The 16,908-nt window shown below is 64.8% G+C and carries 20 protein-coding genes; 2 read left to right on the forward strand and 18 right to left on the reverse strand.

The window, feature by feature from the left end:
* Window positions 1-54: 54 nt before the first annotated feature.
* Genes ntrC through dusB form a run of 3 tightly spaced genes read right to left on the reverse strand, consistent with a single transcriptional unit; the run spans window position 55 to window position 3,634 of the window.
* Complete coding sequence (ntrC, locus tag AC1DV8_RS15295) at window positions 55-1,503, reverse strand: nitrogen regulation protein NR(I) (protein WP_477149327.1); 1,449 nt, start codon at window positions 1,501-1,503, stop codon at window positions 55-57.
* Window positions 1,500-2,636: a two-component system sensor histidine kinase NtrB gene (locus tag AC1DV8_RS15300; protein WP_477158064.1), complete on the reverse strand. Its 1,137-nt coding sequence runs from the start codon at window positions 2,634-2,636 to the stop codon at window positions 1,500-1,502. The genes ntrC and AC1DV8_RS15300 overlap by 4 nt, the downstream gene beginning before the upstream one ends.
* Window positions 2,633-3,634: a tRNA dihydrouridine synthase DusB gene (gene dusB, locus AC1DV8_RS15305; protein WP_477158065.1), complete on the reverse strand. Its 1,002-nt coding sequence runs from the start codon at window positions 3,632-3,634 to the stop codon at window positions 2,633-2,635. The genes AC1DV8_RS15300 and dusB overlap by 4 nt, the downstream gene beginning before the upstream one ends.
* 173 nt (window positions 3,635-3,807) lie before the next feature.
* Between dusB and AC1DV8_RS15310 the strand changes: the two genes are divergently transcribed.
* Both AC1DV8_RS15310 and AC1DV8_RS15315 read left to right on the forward strand, forming a co-directional pair.
* The gene (locus AC1DV8_RS15310) at window positions 3,808-5,001 is read left to right on the forward strand and encodes a bifunctional 2-C-methyl-D-erythritol 4-phosphate cytidylyltransferase/2-C-methyl-D-erythritol 2,4-cyclodiphosphate synthase (protein WP_477158066.1); all 1,194 of its coding nucleotides are present in this window, start codon (window positions 3,808-3,810) and stop codon (window positions 4,999-5,001) included.
* 1 nt (window position 5,002) lies between these two features.
* Complete coding sequence (locus AC1DV8_RS15315) at window positions 5,003-5,494, forward strand: CinA family protein (protein ID WP_477158067.1); 492 nt, start codon at window positions 5,003-5,005, stop codon at window positions 5,492-5,494.
* A 12-nt stretch (window positions 5,495-5,506) separates the two neighbouring features.
* Here the strand turns inward: AC1DV8_RS15315 and AC1DV8_RS15320 are convergent, their stop codons facing one another.
* From AC1DV8_RS15320 to AC1DV8_RS15390, 15 genes are all read right to left on the reverse strand, one after another.
* On the reverse strand, window positions 5,507-5,845 hold the full coding sequence (locus AC1DV8_RS15320; RefSeq protein ID WP_477149322.1) for a VOC family protein: 339 nt from the start codon (window positions 5,843-5,845) through the stop codon (window positions 5,507-5,509).
* A gap of 127 nt (window positions 5,846-5,972) precedes the next feature.
* Entirely contained in the window at window positions 5,973-6,404 is a 432-nt protein-coding gene (locus AC1DV8_RS15325; RefSeq protein WP_477158068.1) for a type II toxin-antitoxin system RatA family toxin, read from the reverse strand.
* Window positions 6,397-7,353: a lipoyl synthase gene (gene lipA / locus AC1DV8_RS15330; protein ID WP_477158069.1), complete on the reverse strand. Its 957-nt coding sequence runs from the start codon at window positions 7,351-7,353 to the stop codon at window positions 6,397-6,399. The genes AC1DV8_RS15325 and lipA overlap by 8 nt, the downstream gene beginning before the upstream one ends.
* A 9-nt stretch (window positions 7,354-7,362) precedes the next feature.
* Window positions 7,363-7,614: a GlsB/YeaQ/YmgE family stress response membrane protein gene (locus AC1DV8_RS15335; RefSeq protein ID WP_477149415.1), complete on the reverse strand. Its 252-nt coding sequence runs from the start codon at window positions 7,612-7,614 to the stop codon at window positions 7,363-7,365.
* Window positions 7,615-7,734: 120 nt separating this feature from the next.
* On the reverse strand, window positions 7,735-7,992 hold the full coding sequence (locus tag AC1DV8_RS15340; protein ID WP_477158070.1) for a GlsB/YeaQ/YmgE family stress response membrane protein: 258 nt from the start codon (window positions 7,990-7,992) through the stop codon (window positions 7,735-7,737).
* A gap of 35 nt (window positions 7,993-8,027) precedes the next feature.
* On the reverse strand, window positions 8,028-9,470 hold the full coding sequence (lpdA, locus tag AC1DV8_RS15345; protein ID WP_477158071.1) for a dihydrolipoyl dehydrogenase: 1,443 nt from the start codon (window positions 9,468-9,470) through the stop codon (window positions 8,028-8,030).
* Window positions 9,463-10,065, reverse strand: coding sequence for a GNAT family N-acetyltransferase (locus tag AC1DV8_RS15350; RefSeq protein ID WP_477158072.1), 603 nt, complete (start codon window positions 10,063-10,065; stop codon window positions 9,463-9,465). The genes lpdA and AC1DV8_RS15350 overlap by 8 nt, the downstream gene beginning before the upstream one ends.
* A complete protein-coding gene (locus AC1DV8_RS15355) occupies window positions 10,062-10,706 on the reverse strand; it encodes an SGNH/GDSL hydrolase family protein (RefSeq protein WP_477149316.1) in 645 nt (214 codons plus the stop codon). The genes AC1DV8_RS15350 and AC1DV8_RS15355 overlap by 4 nt, the downstream gene beginning before the upstream one ends.
* A gap of 3 nt (window positions 10,707-10,709) precedes the next feature.
* The gene (locus tag AC1DV8_RS15360; protein WP_477158073.1) at window positions 10,710-11,240 is read right to left on the reverse strand and encodes a hypothetical protein; all 531 of its coding nucleotides are present in this window, start codon (window positions 11,238-11,240) and stop codon (window positions 10,710-10,712) included.
* Window positions 11,237-12,583, reverse strand: coding sequence for a pyruvate dehydrogenase complex dihydrolipoamide acetyltransferase (locus AC1DV8_RS15365; RefSeq protein WP_477158074.1), 1,347 nt, complete (start codon window positions 12,581-12,583; stop codon window positions 11,237-11,239). The genes AC1DV8_RS15360 and AC1DV8_RS15365 overlap by 4 nt, the downstream gene beginning before the upstream one ends.
* Window positions 12,584-12,590: 7 nt before the next feature.
* Window positions 12,591-13,043, reverse strand: coding sequence for a nucleoside deaminase (locus AC1DV8_RS15370; protein WP_477149314.1), 453 nt, complete (start codon window positions 13,041-13,043; stop codon window positions 12,591-12,593).
* A 4-nt stretch (window positions 13,044-13,047) separates the two neighbouring features.
* Window positions 13,048-14,442, reverse strand: a complete 1,395-nt coding sequence (locus AC1DV8_RS15375) for a pyruvate dehydrogenase complex E1 component subunit beta (RefSeq protein ID WP_477158075.1) — start codon at window positions 14,440-14,442, stop codon at window positions 13,048-13,050.
* Between the two features lie 47 nt (window positions 14,443-14,489).
* Window positions 14,490-15,500, reverse strand: a complete 1,011-nt coding sequence (gene pdhA / locus AC1DV8_RS15380; RefSeq protein ID WP_477149312.1) for a pyruvate dehydrogenase (acetyl-transferring) E1 component subunit alpha — start codon at window positions 15,498-15,500, stop codon at window positions 14,490-14,492.
* Between the two features lie 126 nt (window positions 15,501-15,626).
* Entirely contained in the window at window positions 15,627-16,022 is a 396-nt protein-coding gene (locus AC1DV8_RS15385) for an FtsB family cell division protein (protein ID WP_477158076.1), read from the reverse strand.
* Between the two features lie 261 nt (window positions 16,023-16,283).
* Window positions 16,284-16,889: a nucleotidyltransferase family protein gene (locus AC1DV8_RS15390; RefSeq protein ID WP_477158077.1), complete on the reverse strand. Its 606-nt coding sequence runs from the start codon at window positions 16,887-16,889 to the stop codon at window positions 16,284-16,286.
* Window positions 16,890-16,908 lie beyond the last annotated feature (19 nt).

Below are 16,908 nucleotides of genomic sequence, written 5' to 3' on the forward strand. Positions count from 1 at the left end.
AACCTTATCGATGCATTTTTGCAACAGCCGTCAGTCTGCCGCTCTACAACGTGATCAGCCCTGGCGGCGCGACTGTTTGACGATCTCGATGCTGTGCGCCCGGATCTTCTTGCGCAGGGTGTTGCGGTTGAGGCCAAGGAGATCGGCAGCCCGAATCTGGTTGCCACCACAGGCGTTTAGCGCCATCGCGATCAGCGGCGCTTCGACCCGGTCGAGCACTCGCTGATAGAGGCCGGCCGGTGGGAGATTGGGTTCGTACTCGCGCAGCACCTGCGCAACATGAGTTTCCACAGCCGTCGACACATCGACCGGGCCGGAGTTCGTCTGGACCGGTTGGCGGTCGGCGAGGTTGAGCTCGCTCTGGACGATCTCGAGCGAGATGTTCTCGTCGGCGTAAAGCGCCGACAGGCGACGGACCAGGTTCTCCAGCTCGCGGATGTTGCCGGGCCAGGAATAGTTGTGCATCAGCCGGATCGCTTCGGCGGAAATGGTCTTGACCGGCTCGCCCTCGCGCTGGGCGGCACGCAGGAAGTGCTGCACAAGGTCGTTGATGTCGTCGACGCGCTCGCGCAGGGGCGGCAGGCGGATGGGCACGACGTTGAGGCGATAGTAGAGATCCTCGCGGAACAGACCCTGGCGGATCATCTGGCTCAGGTCGCGGTGTGTCGCGGCGACGATGCGGACGTTGGATTTGATCGGGGTGCGGCCGCCGACCATGGTGTACTCACCCTCCTGCAGCACGCGCAGCAGGCGGGTCTGAGCGTCCATCGGCATGTCGCCGATTTCGTCGAGGAACAGTGTGCCGCCCTCGGCCTGCTCGAAGCGGCCAGAGGAGCGAGCAGTGGCGCCGGTGAAGGCGCCTTTCTCATGGCCGAACAGTTCGGCCTCGATCAGGTCGCGCGGGATGGCGGCCATGTTGATGGCGACGAACGGGCCGTTGCGGCGCTTGCCGAAATTGTGCAGCGCGCGGGCCACTAGCTCCTTGCCGGTACCGCTCTCGCCGGTGATCATCACCGTGAGATCGGTCTGCATCAGGCGCGCCAGGGCCCGGTAGATGTCCTGCATCGCGGGCGAGCGGCCGACCAATGGCATGGTCTCGCCGGGTTCGTCGGCCTTCTTCTCACCGCTCGGCGCTTTCTTGGCGTCGGCGAGGGCGCGGGCGACGACCGAAAGCACTTCGGTGATGTCGAAGGGCTTGGGCAGATACTCGTAGGCGCCGACTTCGTTGGCGCGGATCGCCGTCATGAAGGTGTTCTGCGCGCTCATCACCACCATGGGCAGGTCGGGGCGTAGCTTCTTGATCTTAGGCATGATGTCGAAGGCGTTGCCGTCGGGCATCGCCACATCGGTGATCAGCAGGTCCCCTTCCCCGCGGCTCACCCAGTTCCACATGGTGGAGAGGTTGCCCGTGGGGCGGACTTCATAGCCGGCGCGGGTCAGTGCCTGGTTGAGCACCATGCGGATCGCGGCATCGTCGTCGGCGAGCAAGATAGTGTGGCTCATTCGGCCGGAACCTCGTGGGAGATCGTCTCAGGCATGGTCGCCTTGGCGGCGACCGGCAGAAGGATGCGGAACCGGGTGCGGCCCGGGCGGCTGTCCATATCGACGACGCCACCATGGTCGCCGATGATCTTGGCGACGAGAGCGAGGCCGAGACCGGACCCGTTGGCCTTGGTGGTGACGAAGGGATCGAACAGGATCGGCACCATGTCCGGCGGGACGCCGGGGCCGTTATCCTCGATGATGATCTCGAGCGGCAGCGAAATGCGTTCGGAGACGCCCTGCACCGAGATACGGATGCCCGGACGGAACGCGGTCGAGAACCGAACTTCCGGTTTCGGTGTCCGTTCAAGGGCTTCCGCTGCGTTCTTCACCAGGTTCAGGAAGACCTGAATGAGCTGGTCGCGGTTGCCGCCGACCGGCGGGAGCGAGGGATCGTATTCCTCGTGGAAGGTGATGCCCTTGGCGACACCGTTCTTGGCGAGCAGCTTCACGCGGTCGAGAATGACGTGGATGTTGATCGGTTCGCGCTCGATAGGGCGATCGTCGCCGAACACCTCGACGCGGTCGATCAGGTCGACGATGCGGTCCACCTCGTCGCGCACCAGGCGGGCGAGCGGCAACTCGTCGGCGGTGACACTCTGCTCGAGCAGTTGCGCCGCTCCGCGGATGCCGGAGAGCGGGTTCTTGATCTCATGCGCCAGCATCGAGGCGAGGCCGGTGACCGAGCGCGCGGCGCCGCGGCTGACCAGTTGCCGGTCGATCTTGTCGGCCATGGTGCGCTCCTGGAACAGCAGCGCGATGCGACCGTCGGAATCGGAGAGCGGCGAGGCGAAGACGTCGACGACACGATCGTCGCCGACATCGGAGAAGCGGGACGAGCCGACGCGGACGCGGTACTCGGTCATCGGGCCGCGCCGGTCGGCGACGGCCTGCATCAGGCCGATGATCGGGGAACCGAAGGCGATGAGGTCGTCGAGGCGCTGACGCGACAGGACGCTCATCGAAGCGCCGAAGAAGGCTTCGGCGGCGTAGTTGACGAAGACGATGGTGCGGTCTTCGGTGCAGACGATGACAGGCTGCGGCAACGCCTGCAGCACGGCAGTGCTGAGGGCCGGCGGTGGAACCTTGCTCATGCAGCGAGCCTCCAGTCACCGGAATAGACTTCGCCGATCATCCTGGTGACCTCGGCGGGCTCCAGCGAGTTGAGCAACTGGCTGCGGACCGGCTTCTCCAGCACGATGTTTGCGGCCTCGAGATACCAGTCGAGATGCTTGCGGGCGACCCGGACGCCGAGCTGGCTGCCGTAGTCCGTCAGCATGGCGTCGTAGTGTTCGGCGACGAGGTCCGACAAGGCGGTGCCGGTCGGGGCAGCATCAGGCTCCCTGCCCTCAAGTTGCGCACCGATCTGGCCGACGGCCCAGGGCTGGCCCTGGGCACCACGGCCGATCATCACAGCCGCCGCGCCAGACTGGCTCAGGGCCTCGCGGGCGGCATCAATGCTGGTGATGTCGCCGTTGACGACGACGGGCACACTGACGGCCTCAACGACGGGACGGACGAGATGCCAGCGGGCTTCGCCCTTGTAGAACTGCTGCCGGGTGCGGCCGTGAACCGTAATCATCTGCGCACCCGCGTCGACCGCGCGCCGCGCCAGGTCGGCGGCGTTGAGGCAATCATCATCCCAGCCGAGGCGCATCTTCACAGTGACGGGGAGCGGCGTGGCGGCAACGACGGCGTCGATCAGCTTCAGGGCCTCGTCGGGGACGCGCATCAGCGCCGAGCCGGCGTAGCCGTTGGTGACGCGCTTGGAGGGGCAGCCCATGTTGATGTCGATGATATCGGCGCCGGCCGCGTAAGCGATCTCGGCACCCCTCTTCATCCACTGGGCTTCGCAGCCGGCGAGTTGGACGACGTGCGGCAGCGAGCCGGATTTGTTGAGGCGGCGAACCATGTCGTCGTTGTTGGTCGCCAGCGCATTGCTGGCGATCATCTCGGACACGACCAAGCCTGCGCCGAAGCGCTCGGCCAGCTTACGCATCGGCGCGTCGGTAATCCCGGCCATCGGCGCGAGGAAGGCGCGGTTCGGCAACGCATGGCCGGCAATGCTTAATGTGCAGGCAAAATCAGACACACCCTGCCCCAGATTTGCTCATTTCCACGAAATGCCCGCAGAATAGTCAAAAGCTTGCCGCGCGCAACCACATATCGCGTCTGATCGCGCAATGTTTGGCGTCGGGCTTGCTGCGGGGAAAAGCCGCCGATAGACCATGCTCGCGCCAACCAAGGGCCTCATACGAAACGACAATGACAGCCACAAGGACCATCGCGGTGATCGTGGTCGCTGCGGGCCGCGGCGAGCGGGCCAGCACCGGGCAGGACACAAGCCCGAAGCAGTACCGCACGCTGGCCGGCAAGCCGGTGCTTAGCCGGAGTATCGAGGCATTTTTGGGACGCGAGGATATCTCGTGGGTCGTGCCGGTGATTCACTCCGAGCAAGTGGAGCGCTATGCCGCCCTCGGCCTCGAGGACGCGCGCCTGTTGCCGCCGGTGAGCGGCGGTGAGACGCGCCAGGCTTCGGTGCTCGCGGGGCTTACGGCGCTGGGCACAAAGCGCCCGGACCTCGTGCTGATCCAGGACGCGGCGCGGCCGCTGGTGTCGTCGGACGTGATCAGCGGGGTTATCGAGGCGTTGCGGAGCAGCGAAGCCGCCCTGCCCGTGGTGCCCGTGACTGACACGATTAAGCGCTCGATCGATGGGCGCACTGTCACCTCGACTGAGGATCGCAGGACCCTGTTCGCGGCGCAGACGCCGCAGGGGTTCCGGTTTCCGCAGATTCTGTCCGCGCACTTGCGTGCAGGCCGAATGCCGCGGGAGTTCACCGACGACGCGGCGATCGCCGAGTGGGCCGGGCTGACGGTGGCGCTGACGCCGGGCAGCACCCACAACATCAAGATTACGCATCCCGAGGATTTTGCCCGGGCGGAGCGGCTGCTGGGCAAGGAGACAACCATGGAGACGCGCGTTGGGACAGGGTTCGATGTTCACCCGTTGGAACCGGGCAAGGCGGTGTGGCTTGGCGGGGTGGAGATTGCCCATACCCACAAGCTCAAGGGGCACTCCGACGCCGACGTGGCGCTGCATGCGCTGACCGACGCGATCTACGGAGCGCTTGGTCTCGGTGACATTGGGTCGTTCTTCCCGCCGTCCGACCCGCAATGGCGCGGCGCGGCGTCGTCGGTGTTTCTGGCCCATGCCGCGGCACAGGTTGCCGAGCGGCGCGGCCGGATCGTCAACCTCGATATCACAATCGTCTGCGAGGCGCCGCGAGTTGGACCGCATGTGGAGGCCATGAAGGCAGCGATCGGCGGGGTATGCGGGATTTCCGCGAGCCGCATCGCCATCAAGGCGACGACCAGCGAGCAACTGGGCTTCACCGGCCGTCGTGAGGGCATCGTCGCCATGGCGAGCGCCAGCATCGAACTCCCCAGGGAAGACTGAAATGAAGCTGCCCGATGACATCGCTACCCTCGCCGAAGAGACGATATCGGCTCTCAAGGCCGCGGGGATAACCGTGGCGACGGCGGAGAGCTGCACCGGTGGCTTGATCGCCGGCGCGCTGACGTCGGTCTCGGGATCGTCGGACGTGGTCTATGGCGGGTTCGTGACCTACGCCAATGAGGCGAAGATCGCGATGATCGGGGTGCCGTTCGGGCTGCTGAGGCAGTTCGGCGCGGTGTCGAAGGAGGTCGCGATGGCGATGGCTGATGGGGCGATGGGTGCTGCGGGCACGCATCTCGCCGTGGCCGTGACGGGGATCGCCGGGCCGAATGGCGGCACGGCGGAGAAACCGGTCGGGCTGGTGCATTTCTCGGTGGCGAGCGAGGACGGTACTACACACCTCAAGAAGGTGTTCCCGGGCAACCGCGACGAGGTGCGGCATGCGGCGGTGGTGCAGGCGCTGAAGCTGGTGCTGAAGGCAGCGAAGGCCTAGGCCGCCCACACGCTATGCGCCGACCAGCACGAAGACGTTCCCGTCGGGAGCTTCCATGACGGCGACATGGCCTGACTCGGTGGCGAAGGGTTGGCGGATCCAGGTTAGGCCGTCATTGCCCTGCATCTGGGCAAACGTTGCGCGAACGTCATCGACGCCCAGCTCGATCTCGGTGAAGTTGATGTCGGGATTGTCGCTGAGGACCAGTTCCGAGCTGGTTCCGTCGGGGAACTTCATCCCGACCAGCGTCCATACACCTCCATCGGGCAACGGGCGTTCGATCTTCCAGCTCTGCGTTAGCCCAAGGGACTCATAGAACGTTACTGATGCCGCCACATCTTTGGTCGGCATGCATACGCACTCGATCCTTCGGATCATGCTCTTCTTCCTCCACCACCGCCCGAGAACAAATCGGGAACGCAATGCTGCATAGCATCGTGCCGCACTATTGGCAAACGGCGATGTGGAGGCGGGCGACTTAGCCGAAGCGGCGGTCGGCTTCGTCCTCGAACGCGTCGATGATCTCGCTCTGCTTGGCGGCAAAGGCCGGCTCGGCGACAGCGGCCACCAGCGGGTTGGCGATCTTGAAGTCGATGTCGAAGCGGATGCGGGTCCCCTCGCCTTCCGGCTCGAACGTCCATTTGCTGTCGAGATAGGAGAACGGGCCATCCACGGCTTTGGCGGTGATGGTCATCGCGACGGGGTCGGCCACCACCCGGCTGGTGTAGGCCTGTGTCACCGGGCCGAACTGGATGGTCATTCGAGCGAGGATGGCACCGCTCGCGTCGTCGCGGACGTCCATCGCCTTGCAATTGGGGATGAAGCGCGGGTAGGCCTCGAGATCCGAGACGAGATCGAACATGCGCTGCGGCAGGTGCGGCGAGTGCCGCTCGAGGAAGAGATCAGGCATGGGCGAGTTTGGCCATCCGGTTGGCGCGCAGTTGCCCGAAGTCTTCACCGGCGTGGTGCGACGAGCGGGTGAGCGGGCTTGAGGAGACGAGCAGGAAGCCCTTGGTCATCGCCACGGTGGCGAAGGACTTGAACTCCTCGGGGGTGACGAAGCGCTGCACCGGGTGGTGCTTCTTGGTCGGCGCCAGGTACTGGCCGATGGTCAGGAAGTCGACGTCGGCCGAGCGGAGGTCGTCCATTAGCTGCAGGACTTCGTTCCGCTCCTCGCCGAGCCCGACCATGATGCCGGACTTGGTGAACATGGTGGGGTCGAGTTCCTTCACCCGCTGCAGCAGGCGGATCGAGTGGAAGTAGCGGGCACCGGGGCGGACCTTGAGATACTTCGACGGCACCGTCTCGAGGTTGTGGTTGAACACGTCGGGCTTGGCCGCGACGACGATCTCGAGCGCGCCCTCCTTACGAAGGAAGTCCGGCGTCAGGATCTCGATGGTGGTCTTCGGAGTACGGGCGCGGATGGCGCGGATCACCTGGGCGAAGTGTTCGGCACCGCCATCGGGAAGATCGTCGCGATCGACCGAGGTGATGACGACGTGAGCCAGGCCGAGCTTCTCGACGGCGATGGCGACGTTCTCGGGTTCCTTCGGATCGAGGGCGGTCGGCAGGCCGGTGCGCACATTGCAGAAGGCGCAGGCACGGGTGCAGATCTCGCCCATGATCATCATGGTCGCGTGCTTTTTCGACCAGCACTCACCGATGTTGGGGCAGCCGGCCTCCTCGCACACGGTGACGAGGCCGTTCTCGCGCACGATCTGCTGGGTCTCCTTGTAGATGGGAGAACCCGGCGCCTTGACGCGGATCCAGTCCGGCTTTCGCAGCATCTCGTTTTCGGGCCGATTGGCCTTTTCGGGATGCCGCGGACGGGTGTCGAGACTGTCGATCAGAGTGACCAAGGAGCGTTCCTAGCCGGCGATGAGCCTGGCGATGACGACAACGATGATAGCACCAACCGTCGAGGTAATGATCTGCGTGACGATCGGGCTCTTGATGCCGAGGTTGATATTGAGGGCAGTGAACAGATAGCCGCCCACGAACGAACCGATGACACCGCTCACGAGGTACGTGATCAGTCCGCCGCCACCGACGATGAGGCTGGCAAGGAAGCCAGCGACCAGACCGATGACGAGAAAGATGACCAGCGAGCGAGTATCCATACGACCCATTTGAACTTCTCCCCCAAATTGCTTTTCCGGCAGACCCATTGTCTTACCCCCGTTTGACCCAATGTCGATATCGCGTCTCGACATGGCGGGTTCAACCCCGGCGCGTCGCCCCTATTTGTTGATCAGCCTTGCAACCAACAGCACCACGATGGCGCCAATGGTTGCGGTGACGATCTGGCTGACCAGGGCGTTGCCGATCGGCAGCTCGACCTTGGCGAGAGTCAGCAGGTAGGCGCCGACGACCGAGCCGATGACGCCGACGATCAGGTTCCTCAGCAAGCCGCCGCCGCCGAGAATCAGGCTCGCGATCCAGCCGGCGACAAGGCCGATGGCGAGGAAGATGAGGAGCGAGGTGATTTCTGGTGACATGAACGGGATGTCCTCGGGTGGAACCGGGTGGTTCATCAGATGTTGAGCGCGCGACCGTAGGCGTCGAGAACCGATTCCTTCATCGTCTCAGACAGCGTCGGATGCGGGAAGATGGTGTGCATCAGGTCTTCCTCGGTGGTCTCGAGGCCCATCGCAACGACGAAGCCCTGGATCAGCTCGGTGACTTCCGCGCCCACCATGTGGGCGCCGAGCAGCTCGCCGGTTTTGGCATCGAAGATGGTCTTCACCAGGCCCTCAGGCTCGCCGAGCGCAATCGCCTTGCCGTTGCCGACGAACGGGAAGCGGCCGACCTTGATCTCGCGGCCGGCTTCCTTTGCCTTCGCCTCGGTGAGGCCAACGCTCGCCACCTGTGGCTCGCAATAGGTGCAGCCCGGGACCTTCAGCTTGTCGAGGCCATGGACGCCTTTGAGCCCTGCGATAGTCTCGACGGTGACGACGGCTTCGTGCTCGGCCTTGTGGGCCAGCATCGGTGGGCCGGCGACGTCGCCGATGGCCCAGACGCCCGGCACGTTGGTGCGGCCGTAGTTGTCGATGACGATGGCGCCGCGATCGATCTTCACGCCGACCTTCTCGAGCCCGAGATTCTCGGTGTTGCACTGCACGCCGACCGCCGAGATCAGCGCGTCGGCTGAGATAGTGAGCTTGTCACCGGTCTTGGGCTCGATGTGGGCGGTGATGCCGTCCTTGGTCTTGTCGACCTTCGACACTTTCGCGTCGGTGATGATCTTGATGCCGCGCTTCTCGAAGCGCTTCTTCACATGCGCGGCGATCTCGGCATCCTCGACCGGCAGGATGGTCGGCAGCAGCTCGACCACGGTCACCTCAGCGCCGAGCGAGCGGTAGAACGAGGCGAACTCCATGCCGATGGCGCCGGAGCCCATGATCACCAGCGATTTCGGGAACTTCGCCGGCTTCATCGCCTCGAAATAGGTCCAGATCTTCTCGCCATCGGGCTCGATTCCGGGCAGCACACGCGGCCGGGCGCCGGTGGCAATGATAATGTTCTTGGCCTTGTAGGTGCCCTCGGGCAGCACGGTCTTGGGCTGCGGCCACTGCGGCTCGACCGGCTTCTTGGTCATCTTCTTGACCACGATCTCGCCCGGTGCCGTCAGCTGCGCCTCGCCCCAGATGATGTCGACCTTGTTCTTCTTCATGAGGAACTGGACGCCGTTGTTCATCTGCCCGGCGATCTTGCGCGAGCGATCGACGATGGCAGCGATGTCGAAGCCGAACTCACCAGCCGAGAGTCCGTAGTCCTTGGCGTGGCCCATATGGCCGTAGATCTCAGCTGAGCGGAGCAGCGCCTTGGTCGGGATACAGCCCCAGTTGGAGCAGATGCCGGCCATGTGCTCGCGCTCGACGATGGCAGTCTTCAGGCCCAGCTGCGCGGCGCGGATGGCGGCTACGTAGCCGCCCGGACCGGCGCCGATGACGATGAGATCGTATGAGTCAGCCATCTTGTTGGTCCTTCACCATCAACAACCAGTCTTTCCCCGGCGTCGTGCCGCCCGGGAGCTTGCGCATCGGCCGGGTCGCGGAGACCGCGAAGCCTTCGCGTTCGTAGAGTTGCCTTGCCCGCACGTTCGCGTCTTCAGCGATCAGCGTCAGACCGCGGCTGCCAGCCTCGGCGCGCTTGTTCTCTGCGACATCGAGCAGCTTGGCGCCGATCCCCTGCCCTCGCCACGGTGTGTGTACGGCAAGCATCGAGATGAACCAGTGCCCGGCGGAAAGCCATTCGAGTTCGACGATGGGGACTAGGAAATCCGGCAGGTCCTCTGGCATCGGCGGCATGATTTCGGGTTCGGGATACCCGAGCAACAGGCCGACGACCTCACCATCGCTCTCGGCGAGGCTGGCGTTGCGCCAGTTGAGGCCGTCGCTCTCGTCGAGCATGTCGAGCCGGCCGACCTCGATCGGATCGTAGGTGCCTTTGGCACGCCTGTCGTGCGCCCAACCCATGCCGATGCCACCATGCGTCGCGATATTGACCAGCAGCGCGACTTCACTCGCGTCTGTCTTGGTCGCCGGGCGAATGGCGATCGGGGCGGTCACAGGCCCAGCACCTGCTTCACTAGCGGGACTAGGCCCTCGCCGATGGCACGCGTGTTGGCAGCATCGAGATGCACGCCGTCGGCCGGATCGGCTTCGGCGACAGTCGAGGCATCGAAGAAGCCGGTGCCGTATTCGTCGGCGCGCAGCTTGTACCATTGGGCGAAGAGCCTGGACTGCGCGATGGCCTCATCGCCGAAATGCAGCAGCATCTCGGGATGGTCGGTGTCGCGGATATGCGGCGGCGCGACGAGGATGATCCCGGGCGCGACGTCGCCGGGCTTCTGGTAGTGGCCGCGGATGATCTGCACCAGCCGCCGCATGCCGTTGGCCGCTTCCTGCGCCGTGCGGCCGTGGAACGGCTTCAGGTCGTTGGTGCCCAGCATGATGACGACGAGGTCGAGCGGCGAGTGCGACTCGAGCAGCGTCGGCAGCAGGCGCGCGCCGTTGCGGTCGGCAGCAGCCCAGCCGTCGTCGTGCACGGTGGTGCGCCCGCCGAGGCCTTCAGCGATGACGCGGGCCCTGCCGTCGAGGGCGCGCTCAAGAGCCGTCGGCCACCGATCCTCATACGGGTGGCGCTGGCCTCCCGGGATCGGATTGGCGCCGAAGGTGAGGCTGTCGCCGAAAGCGAGGATGGTTTTCATCGCCTACAGTCCCAGCTTCTTGGCGACATTGCCGAGCGAGACGCCGAACCGGCCCAGATCGTATGGCACGGCGGCATTTGCCTTCAGCCCGAATGGGTTACCTTTGGTGCTCTCGAGAAATTGCGGGCCGCCGAAGATCAGCACGGTACACATGCCCGCGCCCCGTCCTTTGTCGAAGAATATGCACAGGTCGTTGCCGTTCGGCGCGGTTTTCACCTGCCAGGTGCCGCGCTCCACGATGTCGCTCTTGTCCGACCAGCCGAGCAGCGTGCCATCCGGCGCAAAATAGAGGATGGCAACTGTGGAGATAGGCAGAATGTTGAGGACACGTTTCTGCACGCGGCCGAGCTTTGCCAGAACTGTGTAGCCCGCCAGGTGGCCCTTCGCCTGTGCCGGTGCAGCATATTGGAAGCCCCGCACAAGCTCCTTGCCTACCTTCGTAATCTGCAAGGCCTCGCTACCGCCGACCAGGGTCAGCGACAGCAGTACCGTCAGCAGTGCCAGTTTGAGGGACCGGAGCATGGCGCGGCTCAAGCCAGCATCATCACGGGGTTTTCGATCAGGCCCTTGAACGCCGCCAGCACCTCGGCGCCGAGCGCGCCGTCGACAGCGCGGTGGTCGCAGCTGAGGGTGACGGTCATGAAGTTCGCGACCTTCACCTGGCCCTTTTCGGCGTAGACGCGCTCTTCGCCGACGCCCACCGCAAGGATGGTGCCGTGCGGCGGGTTGATGACGGCCTGGAAGTTCTTGATGCCATACATGCCGAGGTTGGAGACCGAGGAGGTGCCGCCCTGGTATTCGGCGGGCGACAGCTTCTTGGAGCGAGCGCGGCCGGCAAGGTCCTTCACCTCTTCGGAGATCTGGCGCAGCGACTTGGTATCGCAGGCCTTGACCACCGGAGTGAACAGGCCGCCGGGAACGGCCACGGCGACGGCCACGTCGGCGTGCTTGTGGTAGAGGATCGAGTCACCTGCCCAAGTGGCATTGGCGGTCGGCACCTTCATCAGCGCGGCAGCCCAGGCCTTCATGACGAAGTCGTTGACCGAGAGCTTGTAGGCGGGCTTGCCGTCCTTCACCGGGGCGGCGGCATTGATCTGTTCGCGGGCTTCGAGCAACGCATCGATCCTGCAATCAAGCGACAGGTAGAAGTGCGGAATGGTCTGCTTGGCCTCGGTGAGGCGTGCGGCGACGACTTTGCGCATGCCGTCGTTCGGCACGATCTCGTAGCTGCCCTCAGGATAGAGGGCCAGCACCTGCGCCTTGGTCATGCCCCCGGCGAGTGCTGCACCACCCGAGGCCGCAGCAGCGGGAGCCGGAGCGGCCTTGAGCGGGGCCTTGCCGGAGCGGGCGGCTTCGACGTCGGACTTCACGACGCGGCCGTGTGGGCCGGAGCCGGAGATGGCGTTGAGCTCGATGCCGGCTTCCTTGGCGAGGCGCTTGGCCAGCGGGGAAGCGAATACGCGGGCGCCGTTAGCTGCGGGTGCGGTCGTGGGCTTCGGAGCGGCAGGAGCAGGCGCAGCAGCGGCCGGCGCGGGAGTAGCGGCGGGCGCCGGAGCTTCAGCCTTGGTCGGCTCGGGTGCCTTGGCTGCCGGGGCAGCGGCGGGAGTTGGAGCCGTCACGTCGGCGGCGGTTTCGCCTTCAGTGAGGATCACGGCGATCACCGCGTTGACCTTCACGCCCTCGGTGCCTTCCGGCACCAGGATCTTGCCGATCCTGCCCTCGTCGATCGACTCGACTTCCATCGTCGCCTTGTCGGTTTCGATCTCGGCGATGACGTCACCGGAGGAGACGCTGTCGCCTTCCTTGACGTGCCATTTGGCGAGCTTGCCCTCTTCCATGGTGGGAGAGAGCGCGGGCATGGTGATGTTGATGCTCATAGGTGCCTCACTCGCCGATATCTTCGTTCCAGAGTTGCGGATGCTTCTCGATGAAGTCCGCCATCATGTGCTCGCAGCGCGGCTCGTGGTAGTCGACCACGTTCACGCCGGCCAATGACAGGACGTCCTGAAAGCCTTTGAAATTCTTCGATTCCGCCACGACCACGCGGGAGATCCCGAACTGGATGATGGTGCCGGTGCACATCATGCATGGGCTGAGCGTGGTGTAGCAGGTCACGTCGCGATAGGTCCGCTGCCGGCCGGCGTTCTGGATCGCATCCATCTCGCCATGCAGGATCGGATCGCCCTTTTGCACGCGGCGGTTGTGACCGCGGCCGATGATCTCGCCATTCCGCACCAGCACCGAGCCGATCGGTATCCCGCCCTCGGCGAGGCCCTTCTGAGCCTCCTCGTACGCGGCATCGAGGAACTTCTGGTCGAGCTCGGACTGCGTGGGCATCCGCCTAGCTCCGGTACGTCACGGCGTTCACCGCCGCGATGACTTCATCGACGTTCGGCAATGCCAGCTTCTCGAGGTTGGCGGCGTAAGGCATCGGGACGTCCTTGCCCGTGACGCGGGTCGGCGGGGCGTCGAGATAGTCGAACGCCTCGGCGACGACGACGGCGGCCAGCTCGGCGCCGATGCCGCCCTGCGGCCAGCCTTCCTCGACGGTGACGAGGCGGCCGGTCTTCTTCACCGACTCGACGACGGTCTTGGTGTCCATCGGACGCAGGGTGCGCAGGTCGATCAGTTCGACATCAACGCCGGCGGCGACCAGCTTCTCGGTGGCCTGGGTGGCGTAGCGCATGCCCATCGAGAACGAGACGATGGTGACGTCCTTGCCCTGGCGGGCAACACGCGCCTTGCCGATCGGCAGCACGTAGTCGTCGACCTTGGGAACGAGGCCGGTCGACCCGTAGAGGATTTCGTTCTCGAGGAAGACGATCGGATTGTTGGAGCGGATCGCTGCCTTGAGCAGGCCCTTGGCGTCGGCGGCGCTATAGGGCGCGACGACGTAGAGGCCGGGAACGTGGCTATACCAGGCCGAATAATCCTGGCTGTGCTGGGCGCCGACGCGGGCGGCAGCGCCGTTGGGACCGCGGAAGACGATCGGCGCGGTGACCTGGCCGCCGGACATATAGAGCTGCTTGGCGGCGGAGTTGATGATCTGGTCGATCGCCTGCATGGCGAAGTTCCAGGTCATGAACTCGACGATCGGGCGGAGGCCGGCGAACGCGGCGCCGACTGCAAGGCCGGCGAAACCGTGCTCGGTGATCGGGGTATCGATGACGCGCTGCGGGCCGAACTCCTGCAGCAGGTTCTGGCTGATCTTGTAGGCGCCCTGGTACGCGGCAACTTCCTCGCCCATGAGGAAGATGTCCTTGTCGCGGCGCATCTCTTCGGCCATCGCCTCGTTCAGCGCCTGGCGGACGGTCATTTCGACCATCTCGACGCCGGCCGGCAGGTCCGGATCCGACGCGACTTCGAGGATGGATACCGGCGCGACGCCGGCAGGTGCGGTCGGCGTCGGTGATGCGACTGCTTCCGCGACCGCCGCGGCGGAGACAGCCTCGGGAGCGCGCTGCGCCGGCTGGGCACTGACATCGCCCGGCTCTTCGCCCTCGCCCAGAACCACGGCGATCGGCGCATTGACCTTCACGCCCTCGGTGCCCTCGGGGACGATGATCTTGTTCACCACGCCGCTATCGACGCTTTCGACCTCCATGGTCGCCTTGTCGGTTTCAATCTCGGCCAACACGTCGCCGGGCTTTACCGTGTCTCCTTCCTTGACCAGCCATTTCGAGAGTTTCCCCTCTTCCATGGTCGGCGAGAGGGCGGGCATGAGGATTGTGGGCATCTAGCTCTCCAGCGGGAGATCGAAAGGGAAAACGCGAGGAACGCCGATCAGGCGGCGTAGATGTCGGTCCAGAGCTCGGACGCGGCCGGCTCCGCGTCAGCGGTGGCAAAGTCTGCGGCCTCGGTGACGATGGCGCGGATCTCGGTCTCGAGTTCCTTGAGGCTCTCCTCGGTGCCGTAGCGCTTCTCGAGGATGCGCTGCTTGACCTGCTCGATCGGATCGTGCTCGGCGCGCATGGTCGAGACTTCATCCTTGGAGCGGTACTTCGCCGGGTCGGACATGGAGTGACCCCGGTAGCGGTAGGTCAGCATCTCGAGGATGTACGGGCCCTTGCCGGAGCGGGCGTGTTCGATGGCGCGCTTGGCGGCGTCGTAGGTCATGCGGATATCCATGCCGTCGACCTGTTCGCCGTCGATGCCGAAGGAGATGCCGCGCTTGGAGAAATCCGGCTGGCCGGAGGCGCGCTCGACCGAGGTGCCCATGCCGTAGCGGTTGTTCTCGACGATGTAGACGGCCGGCAGGTTCCAGAGCTTGGCCATGTTGAAGCTCTCGTAGACCTGACCCTGGTTGGCAGCGCCGTCGCCGAAATATGAAATCGAAACCGTGTTGTCGCCGCGATACTTGCTGGCGAACGCTAGGCCGGTACCGAGAGATACCTGCGCGCCGACGATGCCGTTGCCGCCGTAGAAGCGGTGCTCGTTGGAGAACATGTGCATCGAGCCGCCCTTGCCCTTCGACAGGCCGCCCTGGCGGCCGGTCAGCTCAGCCATGACGCCCTTGGGATCGAGGCCCATGACCAGCATGTGGCCATGATCGCGGTAGCCGGTGATCTGGGCATCCTGGCCCTTCTTCGATGCCATGGTGACGCCGGTGACCACGGCTTCCTGGCCGATATAGAGGTGGCAGAAGCCGCCGATCAGGCCCATGCCGTACATCTGGCCGGCCTTCTCCTCGAAGCGGCGGATCAGCAGCATTTCGCGGTAAGCGGCGAGTTCCTGTTCCTTGGTGAGTTCGGGGACATTGGACTGGGCCGTTTTGGCCGCCGCTTTACGCGCCATGGGCGAGAGCTCCGAAATAGGGATAAGCCGCATCGTGTCGCGCGGCGGTTGGGCCGCGAACCGGCGGAGCTTAGCGCAATATTGTGACGGACGCGAATCCGCGTGTCGCGTGAAGAAACGGCGCTATCAGTCTATGCCGTCATCGATATCTTCGGTTAACTCGTCTGTGGTTGACGAAGCATTTGAACCGGAAGTCGGTTTACCGGTCGCGGGATCGACCATCACCACAACGTCGTCTGCCTGGGCCATGGAGAGCAGTGCCCTCGCCCGCTCGGACACCAGATCGGGATCCATCTTGGTGGTCTGGAACAGGTCGATCCGGTGGCGGAACGAATCGATCTCCGCCTGCAGCGCTCCAGACTTCGCACCCAGCTCGTCGATCTCGGCCTCGAGCACGTCCTGGCTCTCGATGCCGAACTGGCCGGTGACGACACTGTAGCCCAGGTAGCCCTGGAAGGCGATGAGCCCGAGCGTGAGGGCGACATGGCGCCAGAAGGCCGGGCGTTTCAAACGGGTGGGCATGGGTGCGGCTACGCTTGGTTTGCTTGGTACCTCTTATAGTTCACCGCGGCTTAACGGGTGGTTGCAGCTTAGCGTGGGGTGTAGGCGCGAGGATAAGTACCCAATCCAACCGGAGTCATTCCCGCGAAGGCGGGAACCCAGTGCGGCCTCTCAGCATTCGGTGACGCCGCAGTATCCCACTTGGTTCCCGCCTTCGCGGGAATGACGCCGGTGGGGTGGAGTCAGGTACGGGAAGATGCCGGATAGGGTCCTCGACGGGCCCTACCACGCCTCGACCACGATCTCCGGCCAGACCGTCATCGCCCTTGCGCCCTTCTTCTCATGCGTCGCCCGGTTGTTCATTCGCCGGTTGGGGACGATGCGGAAGCTGAAGAGGTCGTCGAGGCCGAAGGGGGTGTAGAGCTCGATTGCCCCTGCACTATCGAGGCGTGCGCCGACGGCATGGGTTAGCGAGGCGAAGCGATCGATGGCTTCGCAGGAGGAGCTCAGCGCCGGATAGGGTTCGCCGAAGCGCTCGGGGTACCAGAGGTGGACGCGGGCCTGGTTGCGAAGCTGCACCGGCAGCGGCGAGCCGGCAAAGGCCTGGTCGGCAGCCTTGATGGCACGGTCCTCTGCCTCGTAGCTCAGGTCGGAGGCATCGAAGTAGAACAGGTCGATGTCGTTGATGCCGGTGAGCGGTGGGCGGCCGGTCAGGTGGTTCCAGACGGTGTTGTAGATGGCGCCAGAGACCAGCCAGGTGTCGGGGAGCGCGAGGCGATGCGCGCGTTCGAGGATGTCAAGCAGCATCGGCGTGGCGCGGATGATGTCGCGGAGCGCTTGCGCCTGATCATCGGCCGATTGGCCGGAATAGCGGAGGTGGTGGGTCATCACGCGACGGTAGCCGATT

Source organism: Devosia sp. P3_B2 (assembly GCF_056402875.1).

What these genes read in the sequence shown, in the direction of transcription:
- AC1DV8_RS15320 (WP_477149322.1), bottom strand. Translation starts at nt 5,845, where the DNA reads ATGCCGACCAAAGATGTGGCGGCATCAGTAACGTTCTATGAGTCCCTT.
- pdhA (WP_477149312.1), bottom strand. Translation starts at nt 15,500, where the DNA reads ATGGCGCGTAAAGCGGCGGCCAAAACGGCCCAGTCCAATGTCCCCGAA.
- ntrC (WP_477149327.1), bottom strand. Translation starts at nt 1,503, where the DNA reads ATGAGCCACACTATCTTGCTCGCCGACGACGATGCCGCGATCCGCATG.
- AC1DV8_RS15315 (WP_477158067.1), top strand. Translation starts at nt 5,003, where the DNA reads ATGAAGCTGCCCGATGACATCGCTACCCTCGCCGAAGAGACGATATCG.
- AC1DV8_RS15375 (WP_477158075.1), bottom strand. Translation starts at nt 14,442, where the DNA reads ATGCCCACAATCCTCATGCCCGCCCTCTCGCCGACCATGGAAGAGGGG.
- AC1DV8_RS15385 (WP_477158076.1), bottom strand. Translation starts at nt 16,022, where the DNA reads ATGCCCACCCGTTTGAAACGCCCGGCCTTCTGGCGCCATGTCGCCCTC.
- AC1DV8_RS15310 (WP_477158066.1), top strand. Translation starts at nt 3,808, where the DNA reads ATGACAGCCACAAGGACCATCGCGGTGATCGTGGTCGCTGCGGGCCGC.
- AC1DV8_RS15340 (WP_477158070.1), bottom strand. Translation starts at nt 7,992, where the DNA reads ATGTCACCAGAAATCACCTCGCTCCTCATCTTCCTCGCCATCGGCCTT.
- AC1DV8_RS15325 (WP_477158068.1), bottom strand. Translation starts at nt 6,404, where the DNA reads ATGCCTGATCTCTTCCTCGAGCGGCACTCGCCGCACCTGCCGCAGCGC.
- AC1DV8_RS15390 (WP_477158077.1), bottom strand. Translation starts at nt 16,889, where the DNA reads ATGACCCACCACCTCCGCTATTCCGGCCAATCGGCCGATGATCAGGCG.
- AC1DV8_RS15335 (WP_477149415.1), bottom strand. Translation starts at nt 7,614, where the DNA reads ATGGATACTCGCTCGCTGGTCATCTTTCTCGTCATCGGTCTGGTCGCT.
- lpdA (WP_477158071.1), bottom strand. Translation starts at nt 9,470, where the DNA reads ATGGCTGACTCATACGATCTCATCGTCATCGGCGCCGGTCCGGGCGGC.
- AC1DV8_RS15365 (WP_477158074.1), bottom strand. Translation starts at nt 12,583, where the DNA reads ATGAGCATCAACATCACCATGCCCGCGCTCTCTCCCACCATGGAAGAG.
- AC1DV8_RS15355 (WP_477149316.1), bottom strand. Translation starts at nt 10,706, where the DNA reads ATGAAAACCATCCTCGCTTTCGGCGACAGCCTCACCTTCGGCGCCAAT.
- AC1DV8_RS15300 (WP_477158064.1), bottom strand. Translation starts at nt 2,636, where the DNA reads ATGAGCAAGGTTCCACCGCCGGCCCTCAGCACTGCCGTGCTGCAGGCG.
- AC1DV8_RS15370 (WP_477149314.1), bottom strand. Translation starts at nt 13,043, where the DNA reads ATGCCCACGCAGTCCGAGCTCGACCAGAAGTTCCTCGATGCCGCGTAC.